The organism is Nocardia sp. NPDC058640, assembly GCF_042716995.1.
Classification (GTDB): Bacteria; Actinomycetota; Actinomycetes; order Mycobacteriales; family Mycobacteriaceae; genus Nocardia.
Genome location: NZ_JBHXRG010000010.1, coordinates 114,182 through 140,850 on the forward strand (window position 1 = coordinate 114,182; position 26,669 = coordinate 140,850).

At 67.1% G+C, this 26,669-nt stretch carries 23 protein-coding genes and 4 tRNA genes; 12 read left to right on the plus strand and 15 right to left on the minus strand.

Annotated features, from left to right (window positions below):
• Window positions 1-150: 150 nt before the first annotated feature.
• Both ACFWU5_RS14715 and ACFWU5_RS14720 read right to left on the minus strand, forming a co-directional pair.
• Window positions 151-1,704, minus strand: coding sequence for an alpha/beta fold hydrolase (locus ACFWU5_RS14715; RefSeq protein ID WP_379267507.1), 1,554 nt, complete (start codon window positions 1,702-1,704; stop codon window positions 151-153).
• Window positions 1,705-1,736: 32 nt separating this feature from the next.
• Window positions 1,737-2,498 carry a pyrimidine reductase family protein gene (locus ACFWU5_RS14720; RefSeq protein ID WP_379267508.1) on the minus strand — a complete coding sequence of 254 codons (762 nt, stop codon included), beginning with the start codon at window positions 2,496-2,498 and terminating at the stop codon, window positions 1,737-1,739.
• 35 nt (window positions 2,499-2,533) lie between these two features.
• On the opposite strand from ACFWU5_RS14720, the gene zapE reads away from it, so the two are divergent.
• Window positions 2,534-3,553 (plus strand): cell division protein ZapE, encoded by a 1,020-nt coding sequence (gene zapE, locus ACFWU5_RS14725; protein ID WP_379267509.1) that lies wholly within the window; start codon window positions 2,534-2,536, stop codon window positions 3,551-3,553.
• 45 nt (window positions 3,554-3,598) lie between these two features.
• On the opposite strand, the gene ACFWU5_RS14730 is transcribed toward zapE, so the two are convergent.
• Window positions 3,599-4,138, minus strand: coding sequence for a GNAT family N-acetyltransferase (locus ACFWU5_RS14730; RefSeq protein ID WP_379267510.1), 540 nt, complete (start codon window positions 4,136-4,138; stop codon window positions 3,599-3,601).
• An 85-nt stretch (window positions 4,139-4,223) separates the two neighbouring features.
• Here ACFWU5_RS14730 and ACFWU5_RS14735 point away from each other — a divergent pair, with 85 nt between their 5' ends.
• Together ACFWU5_RS14735 and ACFWU5_RS14740 are read left to right on the plus strand one after the other, a co-directional pair.
• Complete coding sequence (locus ACFWU5_RS14735) at window positions 4,224-5,732, plus strand: flavin-containing monooxygenase (RefSeq protein WP_379267511.1); 1,509 nt, start codon at window positions 4,224-4,226, stop codon at window positions 5,730-5,732.
• A 64-nt stretch (window positions 5,733-5,796) separates the two neighbouring features.
• Complete coding sequence (locus tag ACFWU5_RS14740) at window positions 5,797-6,741, plus strand: LysR family transcriptional regulator (protein ID WP_379267512.1); 945 nt, start codon at window positions 5,797-5,799, stop codon at window positions 6,739-6,741.
• 23 nt (window positions 6,742-6,764) lie between these two features.
• Here the strand turns inward: ACFWU5_RS14740 and ACFWU5_RS14745 are convergent, their stop codons facing one another.
• Window positions 6,765-8,945, minus strand: coding sequence for a hypothetical protein (locus ACFWU5_RS14745; protein ID WP_379267513.1), 2,181 nt, complete (start codon window positions 8,943-8,945; stop codon window positions 6,765-6,767).
• Window positions 8,946-9,319: 374 nt separating this feature from the next.
• On the opposite strand from ACFWU5_RS14745, the gene ACFWU5_RS14750 reads away from it, so the two are divergent.
• Window positions 9,320-10,273: a hypothetical protein gene (locus ACFWU5_RS14750; RefSeq protein WP_379267514.1), complete on the plus strand. Its 954-nt coding sequence runs from the start codon at window positions 9,320-9,322 to the stop codon at window positions 10,271-10,273.
• Here ACFWU5_RS14750 and ACFWU5_RS14755 read toward each other — a convergent pair.
• The 5 genes from ACFWU5_RS14755 to ACFWU5_RS14775 all read right to left on the minus strand — a co-directional run bounded on the left by ACFWU5_RS14755 (window position 10,239) and on the right by ACFWU5_RS14775 (window position 12,982).
• Window positions 10,239-11,426, minus strand: a complete 1,188-nt coding sequence (locus ACFWU5_RS14755) for a hypothetical protein (protein ID WP_379267515.1) — start codon at window positions 11,424-11,426, stop codon at window positions 10,239-10,241. The genes ACFWU5_RS14750 and ACFWU5_RS14755 overlap by 35 nt on opposite strands.
• 51 nt (window positions 11,427-11,477) lie before the next feature.
• Window positions 11,478-12,551: a phospho-N-acetylmuramoyl-pentapeptide-transferase gene (gene mraY / locus ACFWU5_RS14760; protein WP_379242366.1), complete on the minus strand. Its 1,074-nt coding sequence runs from the start codon at window positions 12,549-12,551 to the stop codon at window positions 11,478-11,480.
• 172 nt (window positions 12,552-12,723) lie between these two features.
• A tRNA-Val gene (locus ACFWU5_RS14765) sits at window positions 12,724-12,798 on the minus strand.
• Between the two features lies 1 nt (window position 12,799).
• Window positions 12,800-12,870: transfer RNA gene (locus ACFWU5_RS14770), tRNA-Cys, on the minus strand.
• A 40-nt stretch (window positions 12,871-12,910) separates the two neighbouring features.
• A tRNA-Gly gene (locus tag ACFWU5_RS14775) sits at window positions 12,911-12,982 on the minus strand.
• Window positions 12,983-13,174: 192 nt separating this feature from the next.
• Between ACFWU5_RS14775 and ACFWU5_RS14780 the strand changes: the two genes are divergently transcribed.
• From ACFWU5_RS14780 to ACFWU5_RS14795, 4 genes are all read left to right on the plus strand, one after another.
• Complete coding sequence (locus tag ACFWU5_RS14780; RefSeq protein ID WP_379242364.1) at window positions 13,175-13,369, plus strand: hypothetical protein; 195 nt, start codon at window positions 13,175-13,177, stop codon at window positions 13,367-13,369.
• Window positions 13,366-13,740 (plus strand): type II toxin-antitoxin system death-on-curing family toxin, encoded by a 375-nt coding sequence (locus tag ACFWU5_RS14785; protein ID WP_379242362.1) that lies wholly within the window; start codon window positions 13,366-13,368, stop codon window positions 13,738-13,740. The genes ACFWU5_RS14780 and ACFWU5_RS14785 overlap by 4 nt, the downstream gene beginning before the upstream one ends.
• A gap of 114 nt (window positions 13,741-13,854) precedes the next feature.
• Window positions 13,855-13,926: transfer RNA gene (locus tag ACFWU5_RS14790), tRNA-Val, on the plus strand.
• A 351-nt stretch (window positions 13,927-14,277) separates the two neighbouring features.
• The gene (locus ACFWU5_RS14795) at window positions 14,278-14,676 is read left to right on the plus strand and encodes a hypothetical protein (RefSeq protein WP_379267516.1); all 399 of its coding nucleotides are present in this window, start codon (window positions 14,278-14,280) and stop codon (window positions 14,674-14,676) included.
• A gap of 140 nt (window positions 14,677-14,816) precedes the next feature.
• Here ACFWU5_RS14795 and ACFWU5_RS14800 read toward each other — a convergent pair whose 3' ends face one another.
• Window positions 14,817-15,476 carry a TetR/AcrR family transcriptional regulator gene (locus ACFWU5_RS14800; protein ID WP_379267517.1) on the minus strand — a complete coding sequence of 220 codons (660 nt, stop codon included), beginning with the start codon at window positions 15,474-15,476 and terminating at the stop codon, window positions 14,817-14,819.
• Window positions 15,477-15,584: 108 nt separating this feature from the next.
• Between ACFWU5_RS14800 and ACFWU5_RS14805 the strand changes: the two genes are divergently transcribed.
• Entirely contained in the window at window positions 15,585-16,478 is an 894-nt protein-coding gene (locus ACFWU5_RS14805) for an alpha/beta fold hydrolase (protein WP_379267518.1), read from the plus strand.
• Between the two features lie 197 nt (window positions 16,479-16,675).
• Window positions 16,676-17,269 carry a hypothetical protein gene (locus tag ACFWU5_RS14810; protein ID WP_379267519.1) on the plus strand — a complete coding sequence of 198 codons (594 nt, stop codon included), beginning with the start codon at window positions 16,676-16,678 and terminating at the stop codon, window positions 17,267-17,269.
• Between the two features lie 155 nt (window positions 17,270-17,424).
• Here ACFWU5_RS14810 and ACFWU5_RS14815 read toward each other — a convergent pair whose 3' ends face one another.
• Window positions 17,425-17,919, minus strand: a complete 495-nt coding sequence (locus ACFWU5_RS14815) for a hypothetical protein (RefSeq protein WP_379267520.1) — start codon at window positions 17,917-17,919, stop codon at window positions 17,425-17,427.
• 215 nt (window positions 17,920-18,134) lie between these two features.
• On the opposite strand from ACFWU5_RS14815, the gene ACFWU5_RS14820 reads away from it, so the two are divergent.
• Window positions 18,135-19,445 carry a DUF1254 domain-containing protein gene (locus ACFWU5_RS14820; RefSeq protein ID WP_379267521.1) on the plus strand — a complete coding sequence of 437 codons (1,311 nt, stop codon included), beginning with the start codon at window positions 18,135-18,137 and terminating at the stop codon, window positions 19,443-19,445.
• Window positions 19,446-19,582: 137 nt separating this feature from the next.
• Here ACFWU5_RS14820 and nhaA read toward each other — a convergent pair whose 3' ends face one another.
• The 4 genes from nhaA to ACFWU5_RS14840 form a co-directional block, all read right to left on the minus strand.
• Complete coding sequence (nhaA, locus tag ACFWU5_RS14825) at window positions 19,583-20,875, minus strand: Na+/H+ antiporter NhaA (RefSeq protein ID WP_379267522.1); 1,293 nt, start codon at window positions 20,873-20,875, stop codon at window positions 19,583-19,585.
• Window positions 20,876-21,248: 373 nt separating this feature from the next.
• Complete coding sequence (locus ACFWU5_RS14830) at window positions 21,249-23,540, minus strand: esterase-like activity of phytase family protein (RefSeq protein ID WP_379267523.1); 2,292 nt, start codon at window positions 23,538-23,540, stop codon at window positions 21,249-21,251.
• Between the two features lie 169 nt (window positions 23,541-23,709).
• Complete coding sequence (locus ACFWU5_RS14835; protein ID WP_379267524.1) at window positions 23,710-24,285, minus strand: TerD family protein; 576 nt, start codon at window positions 24,283-24,285, stop codon at window positions 23,710-23,712.
• Window positions 24,286-24,411: 126 nt separating this feature from the next.
• Window positions 24,412-24,882 (minus strand): MarR family winged helix-turn-helix transcriptional regulator, encoded by a 471-nt coding sequence (locus tag ACFWU5_RS14840; RefSeq protein WP_379242344.1) that lies wholly within the window; start codon window positions 24,880-24,882, stop codon window positions 24,412-24,414.
• An 83-nt stretch (window positions 24,883-24,965) separates the two neighbouring features.
• Between ACFWU5_RS14840 and ACFWU5_RS14845 the strand changes: the two genes are divergently transcribed.
• Window positions 24,966-26,588 (plus strand): DHA2 family efflux MFS transporter permease subunit, encoded by a 1,623-nt coding sequence (locus tag ACFWU5_RS14845; protein WP_379267525.1) that lies wholly within the window; start codon window positions 24,966-24,968, stop codon window positions 26,586-26,588.
• The last annotated feature ends 81 nt before the right edge of the window (window positions 26,589-26,669 follow it).

Sequence of the window (26,669 nt, forward strand, 5' to 3'; positions counted from 1 at the left end):
TGATGTGATGGTGTGGCCGGACCCGTCCGACGCGCCGAAACCGGCTGGTTGCCGCGCCCGAATCAGGCCGCCGCGGCATGCGGATCAAGCCGCCGCCACGCACGGATCAGGCCGCCGCCGCACCCCGATCAGGCTGACGCCGTGCCCGGATCAGGCGGGGCAAGCCCCGCCGTCGCCGGGCAGTTTCGCCTCCGCGAGATAGTCGACAACGGCCTTCTGCGCGCAACCGGAATGAGCGACCACCGGATGCCCCCACCCCTGCCACGTCATGGTCGAGTGCCCGGCCCCCGCGGACCCGAGCGCACCCGTCACCGAGGCCGCGGCCCCGCCGACCACCGGATCGGCCGCACCGGCGAACACCAGCACCGGCAGCGCGAGTTCGGTCGGCAGCGGCGCGGCGGTGGACACCGGCCAGGCCGAGCAGACCATCAGCCCGACGGCCGCGTTGCGTCCGAACACCGGGTACTTGGTCGCCCAGGTCTGCGCGAGTTCGCGCGCTTTGTCCTGGGTGGGCGGTTGCTGGCTGTCGGTGCACCGGTTCACGAATTCGCCGTCGGAGGTGATCGCCGCAGCTTCGCGGCCGATCATCGCGGTCAGCGGTCCGCGATCGCCACGGTCTGCGGCGGCGAGGATGTCGGCCATGGCGGTGACGCGGTTGGCCTGGTCACCGCGCGGGCTGGACAGGAATCCGGTGAGCGCGGTGGACAGGTCGGCGGCGGAGATCTCGCCCAGTCCACGGTTGGTGGCCTTGTCCATCAGCGCGATGATCGCCGCGCGCGGGTCGGCCCCCAGGGCGCAGTTGGCGGCCTTGCACCGCTGGGCGAACGCGGTCACGGCCGCTTCCGCGCCGATCACCCGCGCCTCGGCCATGGTGGTCGCGTCGGCGCCGACCGGTTCGGGTGCGTCGAGGACCAGGCGGGCGAGGTGGTCGCCGTAGCGGCGCGCGTAACTCAAGGCCACTTTCGCGCCGTTGCCAGCGCCGAGCAGGTTGATCTTGTCGACCTGCCACTGCTTGCGCAGTTGTTCGATGTCGTCGGCGGCGTGCGGTGCGTCGAACGTGCCTTCGTAGGGCTGCAGGAAATCGCGGCAGGCGATGGTGGCGTCCTGGCTGAACCCGGCCACCGCGGCGACCTGGTCCGCGTTGCCCACGCCGGTCTGGCCGAGGTCGGTCATCACCGCGCGCAGCTGCGCGGGAATGCAGTCGATGGGCTGCGAGGCGCCGATCCCGCGCCGATCCACCGCCACGATCGGTTGCGCGGCCAGCAACGCGCTGTTGGGCCCGATCGCCAGCCCGGCCAACGTCGACGCCGACGAACGGTCCGAACCGGAGGTGAGCACCAGCGGTGCCGCGTCGGCGGGCGTCTGCGGCAACCGGGCGCGCAGGGCACCGGCGCGGAAGGTGCCGATCACGGTGCCCGCGGTGTCGATCGGGGTCGAGAACTCCGCGCACTCCAGGACAAGTCCCGCGGGGGCGGCACCGAAGTCCAGCGAACTCACCGTGGCCTCGGTGCAATCGCGCCAGGCCAGATCGGTGGCGGGGACCTCGGCCTTGGCCAGATCCGGCACCGCGGGTTCCTCGGTCGCGCCCCCGCCCGCGCCGGGCCGCTCGACGGCAACAACCGGCCGATCGGAAGGGCCGGCCCCACAGCCCGCGAGCATGATCGACAGTGTCGCGGCGATTACCGCGGCCCGAGTCCAACGCATGCGCTACACACTGCCAGGTTCGGCGCCAGGTTTCATCGACGGGCCCAGCGGGCCAGCACGGTGCCGTCGTCGTCGAGCAGCAGTTGCTTGCGTGCCATGGGCAGGTCGAATGTGCTCGCCGACAGCGAGATTCGCCCGCCCGTGCCTCCCACCAGCATCGGGGCGGTGGTCAGGCACAGTTCGTCGACCAGTCCCGCCTCGGCCAGCTGCCCGAACAGATGCGGTCCGCCTTCGCACAGCACCCGGTGTAAACCGCGTTGCGCGAACACCCGGATCAGTGCGGCGGGCATGATCGCGGCCGTCCCGGCGATCACCACCACCGCGCCCGCGTCCTCGAGCGCGGTGATCTGCGCGGGGTCGGCCTGGGTGGTGGTGATGATCAGCGGCGGCACTTCGGCGTCGGCGAAGAACTTCGCACCCGGATCGAGCTTGGCGGTGGCGGTGACGACCGCGATCGGCGGCGGAGCACCTTCGGGATGACCGCCGATGCCGTGCTGGTGGTGGGTGATGCGGCGTTGCCGGTCGGGGTGCGCGCCGCCGTAGTTCTCCGCCCGCAGGGTGCCCGCGCCGATGACGACCACGTCGGCCAGTTCGCGCAGCACCGTGAACACCCGCTTGTCGGCCGCGGTCCCCAACCCCGCCGACACTCCGTCGACGGTGAACGCCCCGTCGATGCTGCTGACGAAGTTGGCCCGCACCCACGGCCCGTCCAGATGTCGTGGATAGGCGTAACACCTGGCCAGTGCGTCGTCGTCGAGATCTGCGAGCTGGGTCACATTGTGGATACGCTGCATAGGGATCGATGCAACCACGTCCGTACGATTTGTGAATGCAAGAACGCCTTGTCGATCGCCATCCGGAGGTCCCGGCCGACCAACTAGTCGCGCAGATGGTGCCCCCGCCCATGTTCGACGAGGTCAGCTTCGCCTCCTACATCCCCGACCCCAACGAGCCCAGCCAAGCCGCTGCGGTCGCCAAGGCCGAGGCTTTCGCAGGTCAGGTGGGAAAAATCCACAAGGCCGCGTCGAAGAAGAGCTTGTTCGGCAAGAAGAAGGCCGTGTCCGGCGCGGGCCTGTATCTCGACGGCGGTTTCGGTGTGGGCAAGACCCACCTGCTCGCCTCGATCTTCCACAGCTCGCCCGCGCCCAAGTCGTTCGGCACGTTCGGCGAGGTCACCAACCTGGTCGGCGCGCTGGGCTTCAACAACGCCGTGGAGCGTCTGTCGGCCAACAGTGTGCTGTGCATCGACGAGTTCGAACTCGACGATCCCGGCGACACGATGCTGGTCTCGCGCCTGCTCACCGAGCTGTCCGCGCGCGGTGTCTCCATCGTGGCGACCTCGAACACCCTGCCCGGTCAGCTGGGCGAAGGCCGTTTCGCGGCTTCGGACTTCCTGCGCGAGATCAAGAAGCTCGGTTCGATCTTCGATCCGGTGCGCGTGGACGGCCCCGACTACCGGCACCGCGACCTGCCGCCCGCCCCGGAACCCACCTCGTCGCAGCTGCTGGTCGAACGTGCCGCGGCCACCCCGGGTTCCACGCTCGACGAGTTCGACGTGCTGCTGAAGCACCTGAGCACCCTGCACCCGTCCAAGTTCGGTGCGCTGATCCAGGGTGTGGCGTCGGTGTACATCTCCGACGTGCACACCGTCACCGACCAGGCCGTCGCGCTGCGCGTGGTCGTGCTGGCCGACCGCCTCTACGACGCGAGCATCCCGGTCACGGTCTCGGGTGTGAAGCTGGACCAGATCTTCTCGCAGGAGATGCTGGACGGCGGCTACCGCAAGAAGTACCTGCGCGCCATCTCGCGCCTGCTGGCCCTCTCGCGTTTCGAAGCCGCTGCGGCATAAGCCTTTTCGCGGCGGTCCCACAACAGGGACCGCCGCGTAGTAGTTCTACAGCGCGCGTTCGAACACGAAATCGGAATGCAGTTGGCTGCCGACCAGGAACGTCTTGGTGCCCACCTGCCGGAAGCCGTGCTTGCCGTAGAACTTCTGCGCCCGCTCGTTGGCCTGGTTGACTCCCAACCACACCGTTCCCGCGCCCGAAGCCCGCGCGGTGTCGACCGAGGCCGCCATCAACGCCGCCGCGACGCCGCTGCCGTGATGGCCGGGCAGCACATACATCTTGTTCAGCTCCACCACCTCGCCCGCGCTGACCTGCGCGGCCATGTCGGGGTCGGCGGGCCTGCCCGCGATGAGCATGGCGTAGCCGACGATCTCGTCACCTTCGACCGCCTTGAGCACGGTCCTGGCCGGATCGGACAGATACTCGCCGAAGCGTTCGCCCGACAGCACCTGCTCGAGGAAGATCTCGATGTCGGACGGGGTCACCTCGGGCGGACAGGCCAGCGGAAAGGTCGCCGCGGCGACGTCGCTGAGGGCCTCGGCGTCCCACAGCCCGGCCCGATCCACGACAACGGAAGTGTTGGTCATGCTTCCAGTACAGCACGCAGCGTTGTGGGTCCTACCAGTTCCGGTCGGTAGCCCCGGTGCCATATGTCCGAGTAGTCTGCGTCGCATGACGAGCGGTAGCCGCATCGGGATCGTCGGTGCGGGAGTGGCAGGTTTGGCCTGCGCGAAGGTATTGAGCCAGGCGGGGTTCCCGGTCGAAGTCTTCGACCGCGCCCCTGACGTCGGCGGTGTGTGGAGTGCCACCCGCCGGTATCCCGGACTGCGCGCGCAGAACAGCAAGACCACGTACGCCTTCAGCGATCACCCGATGCCCGAAGATTTCCCCCGCTGGCCCGACGGTCAGCAGATGCAGGCCTACCTGGCCGGATACGCGCAACAGTTCGGTCTGGGCCCGCACCTGCGCCTCGGCACCGAGGTGTTGGCGGCCGACCCGGTCGACAGCGGCTGGTTGCTTGAGGTCCGCGACCGCGACGGCGTGCACCGAGCCACCTGCGATCACCTGATCGTGGCCAACGGTGTGTTCAGCGACCCGGTACTGCCCGACCTGCCCGGCGCCGCGGCCTTCCGTGCCGCGGGCGGGCGGCTGTGCCACGTCTCGCAATTCCACGATGTCGAACACGCGCGCGACCGGTCGGTGGTGGTGCTGGGCTACGGCAAGTCCGCGTGTGATGTCGCCGAGGCGGTCAGTCATATCGCCGACGAGACCACCGTGGTGGCCCGCCGACTCACCTGGAAGATGCCGCGCAAGCTGGGCTTCGGTGTCGACTACGAGCGGCTGCTGCTCACGCGCATGGGCGAGGCGCATTTCGCGTCCCGCTTCCCGCGCCTGGCCGAACGGCTGCTCGAGCGTCTGGCGTTTCGCCAGTCGAACATGGACCTGCTGCAGGAACGCGTCACGCGCAAACTGCGGCTGCGCGAGCACGACCTGGTACCCACCGGTCCGATCTCGGAGATGGCCACCGCGGGCGCGGCCCTGGCCACCGAAGGTTTCGTCGAGCAGGTCGAGGCGGGCCGGATCGCCGTGCACCGCGACACCGAGGTCGTCGAACTCATCGGCGGGCAGCACGGGCCCGCGGTGCGGTTGGCCGACGGCAGCCTGAAGCTGGCCGAACTGGTCATCTGCGCCACCGGATACCGCCAGGAAGTCCCGTTCCTGACACCGTTCGTGCGGCGCGCGCTGACCGACGAGGTGGGTGACTTCCGCCTGTACCGGCACATCCTGCCGGTCCACGTGCCGAACCTGAGCTTCGCCGGTTACAACAGTTCCACCGCCAGCGCGCTGAGCGCCGAGGTGGGCGCGCAGTGGATCGCCGGTCTGCTCACGGGCAAGTTCGTGCCGCCGATGCCCGAACTGATGGACACCGAGATCGACGAGCGACTGTCGTGGTCGCGCGAACGCAGCGGCGGCAAGCACGCCCACGGTGCGTCGGTGATCCCGTTCTCGCTGGCCAATGTCGACGAGATGCTCGACGACCTCGGCACACCGTTGCCGTTGACGTCGCGGCTGGCGCAGTGGGTGCGGCCCCTGCGACCCACCTCGTACCGCGGGGTGCTGCGCAATCACGCGGTGGCGGCTCCGGTCGCCCCGGCCGCTGCCGTCGTAGCGGACCGATAGCCGACACGCCGGATCGCCGTCGGCCTCGCTTGGCGGCGATCGGTGTGTTGGTCATAATCCTCGCGTGGACGCGCTGGATCTGAACCTACTGCTCGCTCTCGACGCGCTGCTGGACACCAACAGCGTGACCGAGGCGGCCCGGCGACTGCACACCTCGACCTCGGCGATGAGCCGCACCCTCACCCGGTTACGCGAGGTACTGGGTGACCCGCTGCTGGTGCGCTCGGGCAGGCAGATGGTGCCCACACCGCGCGCGCTCGCGTTGCGCCACGACGTGGCGAGCCTGGTCGACCAGGGCCGGTCGCTGCTCACCGCGCGCGAAGGCAACGGCACCGGCCGATACCGCGATTTCGTTGTCCGCGTGGGTGATTCGGTGGGTGCACGACTGTCCGGTCCGCTGCTGGCCGCGGTCCACGCGCAATTGCCAGGGGTGACGGTGCGGCTGCTGGCCGCCGATCCCGCCGACGGTGCGGTCGCCCTACGTGACGGCCGAGTAGACGTGGAAGTCGGCATGATCGGCAAGACCGACCCCGAAACCGTGGTCAAACGCCTGTTCGCCGACCGCTGGATCGGCGTAGCCGCCCCCGACCACCCCTTCGCCACCACCCGCCCCACCGTCGCCGCCTACGCCTCGGCCCGCCACCTGGAAGTTTCCCCCACCGGCCGCACCCACAGCCCCATCGACGACCGCCTCGCCCTCCACGGCCGCACCCGCCGAGTAGTCGCCACCGTCCCCGACCTGCCCACGGCGCTACTCACTCTCGCCTCCACCGAATTAGTCTGTCCCGCACCGGAACTGCTCTCAGAATCCGCCCGCGAAGCACTCGGCCTGGCAATATTCGAGATCCCACTGCCACTACCCGCGCCCGTCGTCGCGATGGCCTGGCATCCCCGCAACACCGCCGACACAGGCCACGCGGCCCTGCGCGACCTGATCGGGGTGGTTTTGCGCGAACCACCGAAACCCGACGTGGACCCCGGCCTCGTTCAGCTGGCTACGCCCGCCTGAGTTCGCCTGTCGAGGGCGCGGCCCTAGCCGCGTTCCGGCGTCGGTGGTCCGAACACGTCGCGACGCCCCGGCGGTAGTCCCGCCGAGCGCTTCAGCTCGTCGAGCATGGCCTGCAGCTTGTCCACGTGGGCGCGTTCGATGTCGAAGGCGCGGTAGGTACCGGTCACGGTGATTCCGGCGGCGTCGGTGGCGGTGGGTGGGGCCGGGTCGGCGACTGGGGGTTCAGGGCTGCGCGGGGGGTTCTTCGACAGGTCACGGCCAACCGGCAGGTCGAGGGTCGGGGGATCGAAGCCCGCGGCCGGGCGATCGTGATTGCCGGGCGACGTGTTGGTGGTGAGCGGTGCGTAGGTCGTTCGCGCCGCGTTGTTGGTGAGCGGTGCGTCGTGAGTGACAGCCGTGTTGTCGGTGAGGGCTGTGCCGTTGTGGTCGGCTCGTATGCCGACGCCGTCCGAGAGATCGGAGCTGGTCGGATCCACCGGAGCTGGGTTCGACGGAGGGGTCAGACGGGCGGGCGCGACGGACACGGCGGGAGCGGAATCCTCGGAGCCGGTGGTCAGTCGTTCGCGCGGGGTGAAGTCTCCGAACAGGGTGTCCGATCGGCGCGCGGAATCGGTGGTGAAACCGTTGCGGGCTAGACCGTTTCGATCCTGCGGCGGGGAGGTGGTCGCCGTGTCATCGGAGAACGACCAGCGGATCCCGTTGCTGGTGGTGCCCGTGGGGGAAACGTCGTCGGACGTGCTCAGACGGGCGGGAGTTTCGCCAGTCGTGTTCGGTCGGGCGGGAGTTCCGTTGGACAGGGTGTTCTTCGGTGCCGTGTGGGGGAATTGCCCGAATCCGTTGGCGGCCTCAGCTTTCGACTCTTCCTCGGAGCGATCGCCGGTCGTTGATCCCGCAGGTGGTTCCGACGGCCGCACCGTCATCGGCGCAGACGGCAGACGCCCACTCTCGGCATGGGCGATGTCGGTCACCGCGAGCCGCGCCGCACCATTCCCGTTGTTGGACAACCCTTCCGGCAGCGGCACATCAAGCACTAGATCGGGCGAACTCACCGCCGGTTTCTTGACCGGTCGAGCCCGCTCGATACCGACATCGGCATTCACAGTCGGCTGCGCAGCCGTGGCAGTCTGCTCTTCAACCGGCAGCGAGACGCCGGCATCACTGGTCAGCGCGGTCTCGGCTGGCGAGTCGACCGCACGGCCCCCGGTCAGCGCGGTCGCGACGTGCGCAGCAACGTCAACGCTGCCGGGGAGCGAAGTATCGCCTTCCGCCTTCCTGCTATCGGCAGCCCGATCGACCTCGAGCGGCCTGCTATCGGCAGCCCGATCTACCTCGGGCGCAGGAACCACCGTCCCGATCACCGCGGGCACCGCAGTAACGTTGCGCGGCGTCGCGATGTCGCCCGCCAGGCGCGACACTGCCTCGTTCGACGCCGTCCCGGTGCGGACCGTGCCGACCGCCGCCTCGTTCTTCGACCCGGTCCCGTTCGCGGCGGTCCCAGTGCGTACCGAACCTCTCGCCGCATCTCCATCGGTCGACCCGGTCCCGTTCGACACCGTGCGCCCCGGCGCCGACCCCACCTCATCATCGACCGTCGCACCCCCGCCGAGCCGCGCCGGACGATGACCCGCCGTCGACAGCCCATTCCCGTTGCGCCCCACCGCGATCAACGATTCGGTGTCCATCGGAATCGGCTGCCCGAACGGCGACCCCCCCTCGGTCACGCCCCGTGCCATCGGCGTAGCGCCCAGTGCGGTGGGGTCACCGAGGTGATCGGTGCTCGGTTTGGCGGGGGAGTGCCGCCGTTCGAGCGGCGGCCGTAAACCCTGCGCATCGCGATCCTGCTGCGGCAGTAAGGGTTCGGCGTCATCGAACCCGTCGGCGGCACGTTCGGCCGCCTCCGCGGCTTCCCGGACCTCGCGACGGCTGCGCGTGCCCCGCACCGGCCGCGCCGGGTCGCTGTCACCCCCGTCGAGCGCGTCCAGCCGGGAGCTCAGGCGTGAAATGTCCTGTGACGCATGGAATGCCCAGGATTCCAGCCGGTGGATCCGGGTCTTGTCGGGCAGATCCTCGTCCGAGGGGAAGGTGGGCACGTCCTGTTGCACCCGCGCGGCGACGATATCGAGTTTGTCGCTGACTTCGCGCAGCGCCGTGGCGATACCGGCCAGCATCGACCCGATGGATTCGTCGTGCTCAGCGTGGTTCATGCACACCCTACTTCCCGTGGTCGCCCGAGCGTGCCCGCCTCGGCCGCAGCGATCATATCCACCGGGGCAACAGCACGTGATGTGGCGACCGTCTCCGCGACGCGCCGAACCGATTCGTAATCAGGATGAAACGGACAGGCAACTGGCCCGGTCTGTGTATCGAAATGATCAAGATATCAGGGTGATCGTGCGACGTCGGCACAGTGAAATGGCTTGATATACAAGCAGAGTCGCGTTTGTGATCTCGATCACCGGTTGGTGACGCACCCGAACGCGGGTCAAGGGGGCTGGCGCCGTGTCGGTGCCTGCGGGAACCTGATGTCCAGGACGTGAGCGTGAGCGCACGACGGGTCCCATGGTGAGGGAGTGATGGTGTGAGGACGAAGCGGCGCAGCGACACGCAGGTGGCGTGCGGACGGCGGGCGCTGCTCGACGAACTCGGAATTTCCGAGGGGGGTCGGCGCGCGGTCACCGAGCGCACCGGGTACGGCTGTGGTTGCCCCGAATGCGCGGCGACACAGTGGAATACGCAGCGGCTGGAACACTGGATCTGCGGCAGGCTCACCGCGGCGGGCGCCGACGAGGCGCAGGTCGACGCCCGGATCGACGATATTCCCGTCGACCTCTACTGGCGTCGCGGCGACCGGCGCTGCGTGGTCGAGGTCCGCAGCGGTCCGCTGGACATCACCGCGGCCCGCGAACACCGGAAACGCTTGCAGGCGGCCGGAATCGACGATGTGCTGTGGATCTGCCCGCAGGGTTTCTGGGTGCCGCTGGTGCCCGCGGTCGGCATCGCCGATTTCGCCCCTTCGGCCGCGGATTACCGGATCGACCAGGGCATGCTCGCCGCGGGCCCGACCGGTTTCGCCGCCCCGACGCAGGACAGCACCGAACTGCGCGACTTCCTCGACGGCTGGGTGAACGGCCGAATCCATTGGGGGCACGCGGATCTCACGACAGGAGGGTGGGCCGAAGTGGGCACCTGGGAACGGCACACCGCGGCGCAGGCCGCGATGATCGAGCATCAGCGCACCGAACTGCGCGACCAACGTGTGGAGCTGGCGGTGTCGCGCCAGGCCGTGCGCGACAAGCAGCGCCTGGTCGGCCGCCTGCACAACCGCATCGACCGGGCCGGGGCCAACGCCGACGCCGAAGCGATCACCCTGGCAGGGTTGCGCAGCGAAATCATGGCCCAGCAGCGGATCGCCGCGGGTCTGCGCGCGACCCTGCGTCGGATGGACCGCACCCTGAATCAGTATCAGTGGTTGGTGTGCTGCGCGATGCTGTTGGTGCTCACGGTGATGGTCGGCGCGATCGTGATGCGCTGAGCCGCATCGGCATTCGATCCCACTGCCAGTCGTTGCGCAGCACGAGTCCGCTCAGGTCGAGCAGGTCCAGACCGGTTTCCGTGGCGACCGCGGCCAGTGACTGCCGGTCGTACGGGCCTTGTTCCAGGTCGGTGGTGAGTCGTTGCTCGAGCGAAGCGTCGACCGACCTGGCCTCGAGCCGACCGGCACCCAGTGCGCTGCCCGTCCACACGAGCCAGCCCCAGCCGTGTTCGTGAGCGTAGGCGCGGCCGAGTTCGCTCTGAATCCGGTTGTGGTGGAACGCGATCCGACCCAGTGGAACCACGTCGATGAGCACGGTCCGGCCATCGGTGAGCTGCGCCGCCACGGCCGGATAGTGCACCCGATCCTCGCCGCTGAACTGGTAGGTGAGCGCGGTCGGCTCCTCCTGGAACGCCGCCACCGCCGGGTCGGCGTCCAGGGTGCGCAGTAATCGGGCCACCAGCGCGGAGTCGTAGGCCACGTCGCGACCGGCCTTGGCCAGGTAGAACCGCGCGCGCCCGTCATCGTCGCCGTCGGCCACGCGCGCGGACTCGGTGGGCAACGCGGCCACGGGTCCGTCGAACCACTGCACGTCGTCCAGGGGCAGCGCTTCGATGCCGTCGTCGGGCACGTGCAGTTTGGCCAGGATGCTCGCGGTCTTCTTCTGCCACCCCAGGATTCGCTGCATCACATACCCTGCCACGCGCCGGGCATCGCCTTGCTCGTGCCCGGCCAGTCGCAGCTTCAGATAGGACCACTCCATCGCCACCAGGTCGGTATCGGTGGCATAGGTTTCCGCCAGCAGCATCCGCACCAGCCGCAGATCGCCCGCGTCCAGGGGGTAGCGGTGCGCGAACACGGTCGTGCACCGGTGTCCGGTGCGATCGGCTTCGCGCACGATCCGCCCGACAGCCTTCGTATACAGCTGCCGCACCCGATCCCGTGCCAGGTCGTACCGCGCACCGATCCGGGTCAGCGTTTCCGGCCGCTGCCCGCCGATCCCCAGCCGCAATCCCACGATCCGCGCATCACGGGCCGCGCGTTCGGCGTGCTCGGTCAACAGTTCGCCGACCAGCTCGTCGAGCTCTTCCAGCTCGAAGCTGACATCACCGGCGATATCGTGACCCGGCTCCTTGACGATCTCGGCACTCACCGTGGCGACCTCCCTCGCTGATGCGGTCAGCGTATCGGCAGGTTCCGACAACTAGAGCGAGGCGACGTACTCGCCGTAGAACAGGCACAGCCCCGTGGCCGACGCGATCCCCGCCAGCACCCAGAATCGGATGATCACCGCGGTCTCGGGCCAGTTGTTCAGTTCGAAGTGGTGGTGGAACGGCGCCATCCGGAACAGTCGCGTGTGGGTGGTGCGGAAGACCACGATCTGCAGCACCACGGACATGATCTCCGCGACGAACAGCGCCCCGATCACCACCGCGAGGAGTTCGGTGCGGCTGGTGATCGACAGGCCCGCCAGCAGGCCGCCCAGACCCAGCGATCCGGTGTCGCCCATGAAGATCTTGGCCGGCGCCGCGTTCCACCACAGGAACCCGATACAGGCCGCCGCCCCGGCCGCGCTGACCATGGCCAGGTCGCTGGGGTCGCGCACGGTGTAGCAGCCGCGTCCGGGGCTGATCTCGCAGGAGTTGTCGTACTGCCACAGCGTGATCACCACGTAGGCGCCCAGTGTCAGGCTCATCGATCCCGCCGCCAGCCCGTCCAGCCCGTCGGTGATGTTGACCGCGTTCGACCAGGCCACCACCAGCAACACGATGAACACCACGAAGAACAGCGACGCGAACGTGATGGTGCTGATGTCGCGCACGTACGACAGGTTGCGGCTGGCAGGCGTGAGCCCGGTGGCGCCGGGGAACCGCAGCACCAGCACCGCGAACACCACCGCGGCGCCGATCTGCCCGATGTACTTGCCCGCGGCGGTCAGCCCGAGGTTGCGGTGCTTGCGCAGTTTGATCGAATCGTCGAGAAACCCCACCATCCCCAACGCCGAGGCCAGCAACAACACCAGCACTCCCGACGCGCTGGGTCCCGGTGCGCCCCACAGCAACCCGATCAGATGCGACCCCAGATACCCGGCCCATACCCCCGCCCCGATCGCCAACCCACCCATGGTCGGTGTTCCGCGTTTGGCGTGGTGGCTGGCGGGCCCGTCGATCCGGATCTCCTGCCCGAACCCGCGACGCGCGAACACTCGAATCAACACCGGCGTCAGCGTGATGGTGACAACCAGCGCGATCCCCGCCGCCAACAGGATCTGCCTCACTGGTTACCTCTCCCTACCGCCGGTTCCGCGCCGGCCCGGCGACGCCGTGTGCCGATACTAGGGGAGCGCACCGTCGAACCGTGCAGACAGTGATCTGGGTTACAAACACCGCCCAGATCGGCAACGCAAACAAGTCAGGCCCCCTCGAAAGGGGGCCTGACTCGTAGTACGGTGGTGCGCGATACTGGGATTGAACCAGTGACCTCTTCCGTGTCAGGGAAGCGCTCTCCCGCTGAGCTAATCGCGCGAGGTGGAGACGGGAATCGAACCCGTGTGCACGGCTTTGCAGGCCGTTGCCTCACCACTCGGCCACTCCACCGTACAAAGGAGGATGGGGCTAGTGCCTTACCTACCTCTCGAGCGGATGACGAGATTCGAACTCGCGACCCTCACCTTGGCAAGGTGATGCGCTACCACTGCGCCACATCCGCATTTACTTCACACTGAGGGGAGCGGCTCGGCCTCTCGGCTTCGCTGCTCTCTGCGGTGCGATGAGAACATTAGCCGACGTTCGCCACAGACTACAAATCGCCTGGTAGATGGCCCTAAATGTGAATTACTCCGGTGTTGTTCGGGTCGTCGAGGGCGTTCGGCGGTGATACCTACCTGATACCATCATCAGTATGGCAATGACCTTGAGGCTCAACGATGACGACGACAACGCGTTGACCGCCCAAGCTGCTCGCGAGGGTCGCAGTAAACAAGACCTGGCGCAGGAGGCGATTCACGTGTATCTCACCCGCCGCTCAGACGTGTTCGCGGCGATGCTCAGTGAGGAGATGACACTCCATGCTGACCTGATGGAGCGGCTCAAGTGACAGTCGCCTACCTCGACATCTCTGAACTTCTCACCATCGCTGCAGCTGTGAACGGCACCGACGCGTCGGTCGGCGACTATGGGTTGTTGGCGTCGGCGGCGCATCGACCGCAGGCGACAGTGTTCGGCCAAGACGCCTATCCGACCTTGCACATGAAGGCTGCCGCGCTGCTCCATTCGATCGCCCGCAACCACGCATTGGTTGATGGCAACAAGCGCACTGCCTTCCTCGCTGCCGCGATGATGCTCCGAATCAACGGCGTGCGACTGCGGCCCATGCCGACCGAGCAGGAGATATTGATGAACGAGGTCGCCACGGGCGTCGTCGATGTCACTGAGATTGCCGACCGACTGAAGGCGTGGTCGGCCTGAGTGTCGAGGGCCCCGAACCATAGGTTCACCAGCCGATTTGGTGTCTTACCGGTGCCTCATGCTAATGTTCCATCTCGTTCGAGCGGCCATCAAAACCCGCCCGACACAAAGTTCGGTCCCATAGCTCAGCGGGAGAGCGTCCGCCTCACACGCGGAAGGTCGCTGGTTCGAAACCAGCTGGGACCACATTACACCCCCTGACCTTCGCAGGTCAGGGGGTGTTTTTTGTTTCTATCACAGTTGGACGACTGGCCGGTTTTCTGTGCGACTTTCGCCCTGATTTACCGCCTGATACCGCGGTTAGGGGCACGCGGGGGGCACGCGGATACGACCCCGGATCGATGGATCGCCGCCCCGAGCCGTCCGGATCGGGGCGGCTGGCTGCCGGTCGACCGGCAGTCACTCAGCAGGCGGGAATGCGCGACTGTCCGTCGCGTTCAAATCCTTGTAGCCATAGAGTTGCTGTATCTGTAACGGTCGGCTGTGTGGTTTGGATGTACCCGCGGAGTATCCGAACTACAGATGAGGTGAGCGCAGGTGCGTCGAACAGTCGGAACGTCGGCTCTGGTGGGGTTTGCTGCGTTGTTCGTCGCCATCGCGGCGGCCGGTGCGGCGGCAGCGCAGCCTTCGTACCCGGCGGAAACGCGGTTACAGGTACCCGGGCTGATCGTTGCTGCCAACCCCGCCAACGGGGCCGCGCTGGTGCAGCCAACGGTGTCGCACGGACACGGCGCGATCTATCCGACACCGGCGGGCCACGGGTACGTCTACACCTGGCAGAACCTGTCCACCGGTGCCTCGGGAACGATCACCGACAGGTCAGCCGGTCGCGCCGAAATCATCACCGGACCGGGCCAGATAGTGGTCACGGCCACCCTGCCGGGCCTCGGCGGTTTCCAGACGCCGAGCGTCGGAACTTTCTACGTCGCAGGCTGACGAAGATGTTCGGACACGGCAAAGATCTACAGGCGGCCGGTGAGGTGTTCGCGCGCACGCTTCCGGTCGGCCCGGAGTTGGCTGCCGCGGTTACTCGGAGGCTAGCGCGTTAGCAGACCCGCATCGCTCAGATCCTGCGATCAGTGGTGGGTCGCTTCCGCTCGGTCACCCTCGACACCGAAGGTGAGGTCGAGAAGGCGGTCCAGGAGTCCGATCGCGGTCTGTGCGGTGCCGAAACCTTGGAGCATTCCATGGGCGAGGCCGCCGGTTGCCATCGCGATGAGCTCCGCGTCGCGCTCAGGTTCGCAGGACGCCGACACATCGTGGGCCTGGTCCCGCCGGAGTTGCTCGGCGACGATCGCAATCAAAGCCCGGGGTGCAGCGAAGGTTTCTTCGGCGGTGATGCCCTGGCCGCAGATCGCTGCCCAGGCGAACGCTCCGAGCACGATGGTTTCCGCGCGGCGCTGGTCATCGAGGGGGAGTAGTTCGGTCAACACCGCTCGGACGGTTTCACGGGGCGTGGCTTCCGCGCCGAGTGCGGTCCATCGCTTCGTGAACCGAGCGCCGGCGTCTTCCATCACCGAGCGATGGGTCGCCAGCAGAAAGTCCCTCTTGGTGCCGAAGTAGTACTGCACGACCCGCACTGAGAATCCGGATTCAGCGGCGACGGTCTGAAAGGTCACCGCGTCAAGTCCACCGGCGACGATCACGCGCCGCACAGCATCGGTGATCTCCCGTCGCCGCAGTTCATGGTCTACCAGTCGTGGCATTAGCGCGGTCACCTCGCTGTTGTTGGTCATCGTGGACGCATCAGCCTAGACGGTATACCCATACCGTCTTAAGGGGTACGCTTATACCGGTTAATGCGGTACGGTCATACCGTAAAACGATGAAAGGGAGGGAACACGATGCCGAAGATCGGGCGATTCACCAGTGAGGAAGCGAAGGCGACCTTTCTGAGCGTCTACGACGCCATGTCGGCGAAATGGCCGGTGCCATCGACCACTGTCGACGTCGAAACGTCGTTCGGGACGACACGTGTACGCAAATCCGGGAAGGGGGAAGGCGCGCCGATCATGCTGCTGCCAGGTATCGGCGGCAACGGCCTCGTGTGGTCGCGGTTCATCAAGGATCTGGCACGAGACCACGTCGTATACACCCCCGACGTTATGGGGTGGGCCGGGAAGTGTGTGCAGACAGCACCATTGCGCGACGCGGAAGATATCGCGAAGTGGATGGGCGAGGTGATCGTCGGCCTCGGCGAGGATCGTGTCCATCTGGTCGGAAATTCCCTGGGCTCCTGGCTGGCCGGTGCGACCGGGGTGTACCGCTCCGAGCGTTTGGCGAGCCTGACCTTGTTCGAACCGAGCGCGGCAACATTCGCCAAACCGCGTTGGAGTCTGCTTTTCAAGTTCATCATGGCGGGCATGCGCCCGACTCCCGAGAAGATGCGGAAGTTCACCAAGTGGTTGATGCCTGGTTACGAGCCCACCGATGAGGAGTTCGCGGGCGCAATGGCGACTATGAAGTTCCGTATGGCGACGCCGTGGGACCGTCCGTTCACCGATGATCAGCTTGCGGCCATCACCGTCCCGACCCTGGTGCTCTTCGGCGCCGAGACCGTCGTCAGCGATCCAGAGCTCGGAGCGGCTCGCGCCCGCAACCATATCCCGCAGGCTGAGGTTCAGATCTATCCCGGTATCGGACACGATCTGTTGTGGGCAAATCCAGACCAGGTGATCCCACGGATCCTGCGCTTTACCGACAGCCATGATCCTGTCCGAGCGAACCGCTCTCGATAGACGGGCGAGCGTGTGAGGCGAGATCCGCCTCACACGCTTACGTGGGCCAATCTTGCGCAACGGGTTCGGTAGGGCCAGGCGCGAGGTCAGAGCCCTAGCGGCGATGGCCTGCCGTTTCGTTGAATACATGTTGAATAGCGGCCCCGAAGTGACCTGCGCGCCGTCACCGACGTCGGTGCCGATGGCAGTATGCGGGTGTGGGTGATTTCTTCGAACGGATTGTCGATCTCGAGGTACCTGACGTGGACGCGGGCGCGTTGGCGCAGCGAATGGTCGACTGGATGGTGTCGCGCGGGTGGCTCCTTCGGGAAACCTCGGGCGACGCGATGTACAGCCTCCAGGTCGACGAGGGGTATCTCCCGGGCCCGGCTTGGGCGGAGATCACCAACCACTGGGGCGACGATTGGATCTGCGGGCCGGTGGCGGTCGTCGTCGGGCGCAACGCGCATTACTCCGGCCAGGGCGGCATCGAACCAGCGGGCGCCACCTGCCCGCAGTGCGCGGCAACGACCGTGATCATCGACTACCCGCAAGCCTGGGAAGCCGATCCCGCAGTGTGGCAACCCTTTTCGGACGCGATCGACTCCTGGCGAGACTCCGGCGAAGGCTCCGCCCCCTGCACCTCCTGCACCACGAACAGCCCGATCACCACCTGGCAATGGGACGACGGCTTCGCCCTGGGCGCCCTCGCCTTCGACTTCTGGGGTTGGCCACCTCTCACCGACGAATTCATCACCGAATTCACCGCCCGACTCGGCCACCGCATCGAACACCACACCGGCAAATTCTGAACGCAGGCAGCTCGGTTCCTGGTGCGGGGGTACCGAACGACTCGGTCCGGGTCTCGATTTCAGACCCGGACCGTTTTCTGCGGCGTTATGCGTCAGCGGAGATCACTGTGGTGACCAGTTCCCGCGCATAGCGATGGTGCAGTCGATTCCCAGGATCAGGGAAGGACCTGCGGGACGACGTCCGGGGCGACCGCGCCCACGAGCATGCCGATCAGTGCGCCCTGCAGGGCGGGGCCGAGGGCGCACAGCGGGATGAGGGGGATGCCGACGATGGTGAGGGCGCAGATGGTCGCGCCGATCACCGCTCCGACGACCGCACCCGCGGCCGCGCCGTTGGCCATCGGATTGGGGTTGGCCGCGTTCGGATTCGTGGCGATGTCCTCGAGATCCGCCGCGACCGGAGTGGCGGCCGGGGTGATGGGCTGTTCGGCGACCGCCGCGGCCCACAGCTCGACGACCGGAGCCGTCTCCTGCTGGACCGGAACCAGTTCCTGCGAGGCCGCGACCATCTGGATGACCGGGGCCTGCTGCGGGGCAATGCCCGCGACGTCGGCAGAAGCCGTCCCTGCGCCCGCGAAGGTCACAGCGACCGCCAGGGGCAATGCCGCGATGAGAGCCTGACGGCACAATTTGCCGGTAGTCCGACGCATGATTTTCCTATCCACCTGTACACGCCGTATTCCGTTGGCGTGCTGAACGTTTGCTGTACTGATGACAGCAAAGCAAGTTCTATCCGATCATGGTCGCCGCAACCAAATCCTCGGTCTCGGGCAAATTCATCCGCTGTGGGTGAGGTTTCACGCGGCCCCGGCACCGACAATGGACGCGGCCACCCATCGGGGCCGTGATCTGAGACGGAGGCGCGATGAGTGTGTTGTCCAGTGATCTGCAAACCTTGAGCTACGAGGCGTATGTCTACTTGTACTCGTTGGTGACCATGGATGTGACCCGCCAGCAGCAGACGAACTCCCCGGCCGGGTCCACGCCGGGTTTCGGGCCGCCGAACCGGTTTCATCACATGCGCGAATTGCCGGATGTCGATTTCCGCGGGGTCGTACGCCCGAATTTCGACACGTTGTACTCGTCGGCGTGGCTGGACCTCACTCACGGTCCGGTCCAGATTCATATTCCGGACAGTCACGGCCGGTATTACATGATGCCCATGCTCGACGCCTGGACCGACGCGTTCGCCAGTCCGGGGAAGCGAACCACCGGTACCGAGGCGCAGGATTATGTCGTGGTCGGGCCGGACTATCGCGGGCAGTTACCCGCCGGCATCGCGGTGATTCAGGCGCCGACCCCGATCGTGTGGGTGATCGGGCGAACCCAGGCGAACGGCCCCGACGACTACGCGTCGGTCAACGAGTTCCAATCCGGTCTGCGGATCATCGAGCTCGGCGACCGCCCACCCTTTGTCCCCGATCCGGCTCTGGTCGGCGAGATCGAACCGCTGCGCAAGGTCAACGAGATGTCCGCGACGCAGTTCTTCGGCCACGCGGCCACCGTCTTGCGGACGATTCCCCCGCACCGCACCGACTTCTCGATCCTGGCCCGTATCGCGTTGCTCGGTATCGTCGCAGGTCAGGACTTCGACGCGACGCGGTTCTCCGCCGCCGAGCTGGCCGAGATCGAGGCGGGCGTGCGTGCCGCGCGTGCGGATCTGCTCGCCGCGCGCACCACGATGATCCCGCCCGTCGACGGTTGGATGAGCATCCTGTACACCATCGGTGTCTACGGCAACGACTACTTCCGCAGGTCGGCGATCACTTTGCTCGGCCTGGGCGCCAACCCCGCCGAGGACGCGATCTACCCGCTGCTGGTCCGTGACGCGGCGGGCAACCCGCTGGTGGGCGACAACGACTACGTGCTGCACTTCGATGCCGGGAAGCTGCCGCCTGCCGCGGCGTTCTGGTCGGTCACGATGTACGACCTCGAAGGCTTCCAGATCGCCAACGAACTGGACCGCTACGCGCTGGGCGACCGAGATCCGCTGAACTACAACGCCGACGGATCGCTGGACATCTACATCTCGCACACGAACCCGGGCCCCGATCGGGTAGCGAACTGGCTGCCCGCGCCCACCGGCCCCCTTGGCATCACGTTGCGCCTCTACGCGCCCGACGCCGAGGCCCTGAACGGAACGTGGACGCCGCCGCCGGTGCGCCGAACCTCATAACGGTGACCCGAAACGACCGAGGTGGTCGACAGCTCAGCTGAGGTGACGTTCGGGTTCAGCCCATGGTGACATGGCGCAGCGATTCCGCTGGGGTCATGCAGTGCTCCTCGTCGAGCGGTCGAGGGTGGTGCGCCGCATCAGCGCGGGTGTTGGTACACGTCGGGGATGCCGTCGCCGTCGTCGTCGCGCGCTTCGGCTTCGTCCAATGCCCGGTAGACCCGGTTGCGGGCGCGCAGCACGATGGTGGCCAGGGTCGCCGCGGTCACGGTGCCGAACAGCACGCCGATGCGGACGTGATCGGCGCTGGTGTGGTCTCCGGCGAAGGCGAGTTCGCCCACCAGCAGCGACACGGTGAACCCGATGCCGCCCAGCAGGGCCACCCCCGCGACATCGATCCAAGACAGTTCCGAATCCAGTTCCGCGCGTGTGAGTTTCGCGGTGAGATAGGTCGTGGCGGTGATGCCGATCAGCTTGCCCGCGACCAGGCCCGTGATGATGCCGAGGGTCACCTTGTCGCCCAGGGAATCGGTGAGCCCGGTGAGTCCGCCGACGGTGACACCCGCGGCGAAGAACGCGAAGACCGGCACCGCGAAGCCGGTCGACAGTGGCCGGATCGCGTGTTCGAAACGTTCGGCGGGCCCGTGCTCGTCGGGTTCGCCGTGCTTGGCCAGGACCGGGACGGTGAAGCCGAGCAGCACACCCGCGACCGTGGCGTGCACGCCCGACAGATGCACCAGCCACCACGCGACCAGCGCGAGCGGCACCAGCAGCCAGGGTGATCTGATCCGGCGTTGCACAGCGAGCGCGAACAGGGCGATGGGAACGACCGCCGCGGCCAGGAACGGCAGGTCCAACTTGCTGGTGTAGAAGATCGCGATCACGGTGACCGCGAGCAGATCGTCCACGACGGCCAGGGTGAGCAGGAATGTGCGCAGCGCGGCGGGCAGGTGGGTGTTGATCACCGCCAGCACGGCCAGCGCGAACGCGATATCGGTAGCGGTGGGGATAGCCCAGCCGTCCACCGCGCCGCCCCGGTTGATCAGCACATAGATCACCGCCGGGCACACCATGCCACCGATTGCGGCGACCACCGGCAGCGCGGCCCGCCGCGGATCACGCAGGTCACCGGCCACGAATTCCCGTTTGAGTTCCAGACCCACCACGAAGAAGAAGATCGCCAGCAACCCATCGGCCGCCCACTCGCTCAACGACAGATTCAGATGCAGCGAGGCAGGCCCGATAGGGAAGTCACGCAGCGCCTCATACGCACCCGACCACGGCGTGTTCGCCCAGATCAGCGCGATGATCGCCGCGATGATCAGCAGCACACCACCCACGGTTTCGCGCCGCAGCACCGAGGTGAGCCGTTGGGTTTCGGGCCAGCTGCCGCGAGTGAGGACCGTGCGACGTGTCTTCGACGGCGGTGTCATCGGACCACCGCCGGAAACAGTCGGTCGAGAGAGCCTGAGCTGCGCATCAAGAGCAAGAGTGGTTACCCGTCACCAATCGAACCCCACTCGACGGAGCTCGAGTCGGGGTTGCCGACCAGACTTCCCGGCGCACCTACCTGTAAAGATGCCTTACCAGCTCACCCACCGCAAACCCGACCCACCGCCTCCCGACTTCGTCACGGGAGGTTTCACACCTGTCAGTGCCGTGCTCTCAGGTCAGCTCGGCGAAGCGTTCTACTTCCTCGATGCGGCCCGAAACAATCAGCTGATCACCGGCGTTCACGTCCGGGACTTCTATGGATTCCGTAAAGAATGCGCCGGGGAGGGACGCCGCCGTCCCTCCCCGGCTGGATCAGTTCAGTTTGCCCAGGCGCAGCAGCACCGTTTCGCCGGTGGCGGCGTCGAGACCGTCGTTATCGGTCACGGCGTACAGCTCACCGTTGCCAGCGATGGTCAGGCCTTCGACCTTCTCCTGCACCCAACCGTTGGTGGCACGCAGGGCGGGAACCAGGTCACGGACCTCGGTCTTGGGCAGCACCGCGGGTGCGGTCGTGCCGGTGACGCCGGGTGTGGTCGGGATCTGCACGCGGGTAACGGATTTCAGCGCGGCGGCCGGACCGTTGAGCTTGTCGCGTTCGAGCAGCAGCAGCGAATCACCGTCGACCACGATCTCGGACAGGCCAATCCAGTCGCCCTTGACGTCGGTGGAGTCGAGTTGGTAGCCGTACCACTGCCATTCGCCGGTGGCGGGCACGAACTTGCCGATCCGCGCGACACCCTTCGGGTCGCCCTTCACTTCGCGCTGCACCGCGACCCACACGGTCTCGTCGGCACCGGACCCCTGGACCGCGACACCTTCCAGACCCTGCTTGCCCAGCCCGGCGGTGATCTCGGCGGGCAGCGCGATCCGCTGCTGCACCGCACCGTCACCGGCCACGCGCACCAGCTCGTTGCCCGGGCCTTCCTTGCCCTCGACGGCGAGGTAGAAGCCGCCGTCCTTGCGAGCGGCCAGGCCTTCGATGTCGAAAGTGACGGGCTTGCCGCCTTCGGTCACCGGGATCTGCTTGTCGATCAACGCGGGCGTGACCGACACGTCCATGCTCAGGATGCGCGACGGGCCGTAGGCGATATCGGACGCGGTGAACAGCCGGTCGGCGGCGGCCGGGTCTGCGCTCAGCGCACCCAGTGCACCCCAGCCGATCGGCGCACCGGCGATATCAGCGGACACCACCGACGGGAACTGCGGCGTTTCCGACCCGGCGAAATCGGCACCGAAGCCGAACATCGAGACCGTGCCGCGCACAAAGCTTTCCGCGGAGTCCTCTTCGGACGAGACCGCGAGCAGGTTGCGCGAGGGGATCGGCAGAATGCCCTCGGGGCCCACACCGGTCGCGAGCACCTGGCGGAACACCGGTGCCTTCACATCCGAAACATCGTATGCCGCAACGAAATTGCTGCGCTCTGAGCCGACGAGCACCACCGGCTTGCCGTTGAGTTCGGTGACCGCGAGACCTTCGGGCTCGGTGCCCTTCTTGCCCGCGCGACCATCGTTGAACAGGCCCACCCGCGTCGCGAGCTGTTCGAAGGAGTTGCCCGCGTCCCAGACCACCTCGCCGGTCTTCGCGTCGAAGATGGTCCAGCCGCGCGTGCCGCCCTTCCAGTCGCCTTCGTTGGCGGTGACCACGTGATCGTCGCCGATCCAGCCGATGGTGTCGGGTTCGCGCGGCTGCGCTTCCAGCTTGCCGGTCTGGTCGATCAGACCGTCCTTCTTGGTATCGACGCCGTCCAGCGCGACCTTGCCCGCCGAGAAGATCTTGCGCACGGTGCCGGTGGCGGCGTCGATGATGGCGATGCCGTTGTTCTCCTGCAGGGTGAGGGCGACCTCGCCGCGGGAGTTGAACGTGACGTACTCCGGCTCGAGATCCTCGGGCGCCGTCAGACCGGCAGCGCGCGCGGCGGCCTCGTCGATGCGCAGTTGCTTGGCGGCCCACTGCTGCGGGGCGCCGGACAGATCGAGCAGCTGCACGAAACCGGTCGGCGGCTGCGGCAGATCGCCCTCCTTGCCGCCGGCCGGGGCGAACTTCTCGTCGCGCTGGTTCTCCATCGCGACGGCGGCGTGCTTGCCGTCTTTGCTGATCGCGATCGAGTCCGGCTGACCGCCGAGATCGATGCTGTGCACCTTCGTGCGATCGCTGATCCGCACCACATCCAGGCGTCCGGACGGTGCGGCGAAGTTACCGCCGCTGCTGTCCACGACTACCAGAACATGTTCTCCCACAACGGCTACCGAGGTGGGCTGGTCGTCGGCGTGGCCCAGCTGCGCCAGCGACAAGGTGCCCGCACCCTTGGGGTTCTTCGGGTCACTGAGGTCGAGGAATCCGATGCGCTTGCCGCCGGCATCGGTGTAGATCAGCGTCTTGCCGTCGGCGGTGACCGCGGAGATCTCGGCGGAGGTCTTGTCGTCCGCGGCGGCGTCGGCGGGCCGGTTCTGGAAGATCGGGTACGTGGCCAACCGGTGGTAGCTGGTGGCGGCGTCGCGCTCCCAGCCCGGCGCCGCGGCGGGCCCGGTCGGATCGTCGGATCCGCAGGCGACGGCCAGTACTGCCACCGTCGCGATAGCCGCACCCAGACGCCACTGTCTCATTCCAGCCACACTCAACTCCTAGCCGACGATCTCGTCCCCGCCGATGGGGACCGGGCGATCGTTGGGGAGTCGGGTAGCCGTTCGGTAGCCGTCGAATGAACTGGGGGATGCGAACCGCGCTCATCGTGAGGCGAGCCCGCACGCGCGGGATCGCCTCACGAAAGGCTTGTCAGAGGTTGACGCCGAAATCGCGGGCGATGCCTTCCAGGCCCGAGGCGTAACCCTGGCCGATGGCGCGGAACTTCCACTCGGCGCCGTTGCGGTACAGCTCGCCGAAGACCATCGCGGTCTCGGTGGAGGCGTCCTCGGACAGGTCGTAGCGGGCCAGCTCTTCGCCGTTGCTGCGGTCGGTCACGCGGATGTAGGCGTTGCGGACCTGGCCGAACGACTGGCTGCGGGTCACACCGTCGTAGATCGAGACCGGGAACACGATGGACTCGACCGTGGGCGGGGTGGCGGCCAGGTCGACGTTGATGACCTCGTCGTCACCGTCGCCCTCACCGGTCTTGTTGTCACCGGCGTGCTCGATCGCGCCTTCGGGCGACTTCAGGTTGTTGAAGAACACGAAGTGCTTGTCGGAGGCGACCTTCTTGTCCGGGCCCAGGCCGATGGCGCTGGCATCGAGATCGAAGTCGGTTCCGGTGGTGGTCCGCAGGTCCCAGCCCAGGCCTACGGCGACCGCGGTGAGATTCGGCGCCGCCTTGGTCAGCGAGACGTTGCCACCCTTGGACAAACTGACACCCATACAGATTTCCCCTGTCGAATCATCGCGGCACGAAGGGTGCCGACCACTCGAAACTAGCACGTAACACCGACCGGCCCGGCGGGTCGACAAGCGCGCGAACATCCTTGAAAGGACAGCGATTCCGACTCAGGCGGTCGGGCCGTCCATCGATGACCGCAGCCGACCCAGCAACGTCTGGAACTGTGCCAGTTGGGCCGGTGTGTAGTCGGCCAGGATCGCGTCCTGCGCGGCATTGATCGGACGGAAGAACTCGTCGGCCTGCCGCGCGGCATTCTCGCTGCAGCGCAACGTCACCACGCGGCGATCGGTGTGCTCGCGGCTGCGGATGATGTAGCCGGCCTGCTCGAGCCGGTTGAGCAGGGTGGTCATCGCGCCCGAAGTCAGCGTGATCCGCTTGCTCAGCAGCGCGGGGGACAGCGGTGCGCCCGCCTGTTCCGCGGCGGCGATCTCCATCAGCGCGAACGCGTCGGTGGAGTGCACGCCGAGTGTTTCCGCGAACCGGCGGCCCAATTCGGTGAAGCTCGCGCCGTAGTCGATGAGCCCGGCGGCCAGGCGTTGCCGCTGGACCGCGACATCGTCGGATGTCTGCTTCGCCATGCCGTCCTCTCGTTCGTCGCCGATTGACAACCTACCGTCCCGCATCTACCTTCATCATAAAGTAACTTGATGACGGAGGTAATGTGTCGAACGAAATCGAGACTCCACCGCTGCGGTTGCGGTTGTGGTTGGGGCTGATCGCTGTCTCGCTGGGCGTGGCGCTGATCGTGGTCGACCTGACGATCGTGAACGTGATCCTCGCGCCGATCGTGGATGACCTGGGCATTACGTCGATTCAGGCCCAATGGATCCAGGAGTCCTACGCGATCGTGTTCGCGGCGCTGCTGCTGTTGGCGGGCAGGCTCAGTGACCTGTACGGCGCGCGCAAACTATTTCTGATCGGGTTGGTCGTGTTCGGCGCCACCAGCCTGCTCGCCGCCATGGCGCCCAGCGGTGGCCTGCTGATCGTGGCCCGTTTCCTGCAGGGTGTGGGCGGGGCGATGATCCTGCCGACGTCGCTGGCGCTGGTGAACGCCGCGTTCACCGGAAAGGCGCGCGGGCAGGCGTTCGCGATCTGGGGATCAACGATCGGCGCGGCCGCGGCGGTGGGCCCGTTGCTGGGCGGGTGGCTGGCCGACTTCTCGTGGCGGTGGGCCTTCGGGATCAACATCCCGGCGGTCGCGGTGATCATGGCGGCGGTGCTGATCTATCTTCCCTCCGCGCCGAAGAATGTGGGCCGCGTCGACTGGCTCGGCGCGGCGCTGTCGGCACTGGGTCTGGGTCTGCTCGCGTTCGCCATGATCGAGGGTCGGCACTACGGGTGGTTGATGGTCACGCAGCCGTTGGCGATCGGGGAATTCGTGTGGCGCAGTGGACCTTCGCCGGTTCTGATGGCGTTCATCGGTGCTGTTGTCGTACTGGTGTTGTTCTGGCGCAGGCAGGCGATGCTCGGTCGCGCCGGCGGCGAACCGTTGGTCGATGTGCGGCTGTTCTCGATCGATTCGTTCCGCAAGGGCAACGTGGTGACGTTGATCGTCGGCCTCGGCGAATTCGGCATCATCGCGGTCCTGCCGCTGTGGTTGCAGTTCGCCCTCGATTACACCGCGCTGCAGGCCGGCCTCGCGCTGGTGCCACTGGCGATCGGTAGTTTCGTCGCCAGCGGCGCGAGTTTCTCACTGACAGCATCGGTTTCGGCCCTGGGGCAGGTCCGGATCGGCTTGCTGCTGGAAGCGGCGGGCCTGGCCCTGCTCGGCCTGTTCGCCGCCGCGGACACCAGCTGGTGGGCGATTGCGGCGGCCCTGTTCGTCTACGGCATCGGTGTCGGCTTCGCCACCGCCCAGGTCACCAACGTAGTGCTCGCCGACGTCCCGGCCGACAGCGCGGGCCAAGGCTCGGGAATCCAAAGTGCCGCACGAAAACTCGGCTCAGCCCTGGGGATAGCTGTGCTCACCACCCTCTACTTCAGCACCCTCGGTACCGACCTCCACCACCGCCTCACCGACACAGGCCTGCCCGAATCCGAGGCCGCCCACCTCTCCTCGACCGTCACCGACAGCGCGGGCTCGATAATCCCCACCCTCGCTGAGAACCCCCGAACCCTCCCCCTCGCGGAGGCCGCCCGCGCGGCCATGGCGGCAGGCATCGAGATATCGAGCTACCTGTGCGCCGGTCTGCTCGTAATCGCCTTGGCGACAACGGTATTCGTCGCACCTGCCCGAAACGAACCCGAGTCCGACATTTCTCGCGCCGACGTAGCAACCAGTTGACCGCAGCGGCCGGGGGGCGCCGCGGGGGGGGGGGGGGCGGCCACCCCCCCGGCGGTGGGGGGGGGGAGGAACAAAAAGGGG

Coding starts and splice junctions, on each gene's coding strand:
- ACFWU5_RS14715 (WP_379267507.1), bottom strand. CDS start 1,704: ATGCGTTGGACTCGGGCCGCGGTAATCGCCGCGACACTGTCGATCATG.
- ACFWU5_RS14720 (WP_379267508.1), bottom strand. CDS start 2,498: ATGCAGCGTATCCACAATGTGACCCAGCTCGCAGATCTCGACGACGAC.
- zapE (WP_379267509.1), top strand. CDS start 2,534: ATGCAAGAACGCCTTGTCGATCGCCATCCGGAGGTCCCGGCCGACCAA.
- ACFWU5_RS14730 (WP_379267510.1), bottom strand. CDS start 4,138: ATGACCAACACTTCCGTTGTCGTGGATCGGGCCGGGCTGTGGGACGCC.
- ACFWU5_RS14735 (WP_379267511.1), top strand. CDS start 4,224: ATGACGAGCGGTAGCCGCATCGGGATCGTCGGTGCGGGAGTGGCAGGT.
- ACFWU5_RS14745 (WP_379267513.1), bottom strand. CDS start 8,945: ATGAACCACGCTGAGCACGACGAATCCATCGGGTCGATGCTGGCCGGT.
- ACFWU5_RS14780 (WP_379242364.1), top strand. CDS start 13,175: ATGGCAATGACCTTGAGGCTCAACGATGACGACGACAACGCGTTGACC.
- ACFWU5_RS14800 (WP_379267517.1), bottom strand. CDS start 15,476: ATGACCAACAACAGCGAGGTGACCGCGCTAATGCCACGACTGGTAGAC.
- ACFWU5_RS14805 (WP_379267518.1), top strand. CDS start 15,585: ATGCCGAAGATCGGGCGATTCACCAGTGAGGAAGCGAAGGCGACCTTT.
- ACFWU5_RS14815 (WP_379267520.1), bottom strand. CDS start 17,919: ATGCGTCGGACTACCGGCAAATTGTGCCGTCAGGCTCTCATCGCGGCA.
- ACFWU5_RS14820 (WP_379267521.1), top strand. CDS start 18,135: ATGAGTGTGTTGTCCAGTGATCTGCAAACCTTGAGCTACGAGGCGTAT.
- nhaA (WP_379267522.1), bottom strand. CDS start 20,875: ATGACACCGCCGTCGAAGACACGTCGCACGGTCCTCACTCGCGGCAGC.
- ACFWU5_RS14830 (WP_379267523.1), bottom strand. CDS start 23,540: ATGAGACAGTGGCGTCTGGGTGCGGCTATCGCGACGGTGGCAGTACTG.
- ACFWU5_RS14835 (WP_379267524.1), bottom strand. CDS start 24,285: ATGGGTGTCAGTTTGTCCAAGGGTGGCAACGTCTCGCTGACCAAGGCG.
- ACFWU5_RS14840 (WP_379242344.1), bottom strand. CDS start 24,882: ATGGCGAAGCAGACATCCGACGATGTCGCGGTCCAGCGGCAACGCCTG.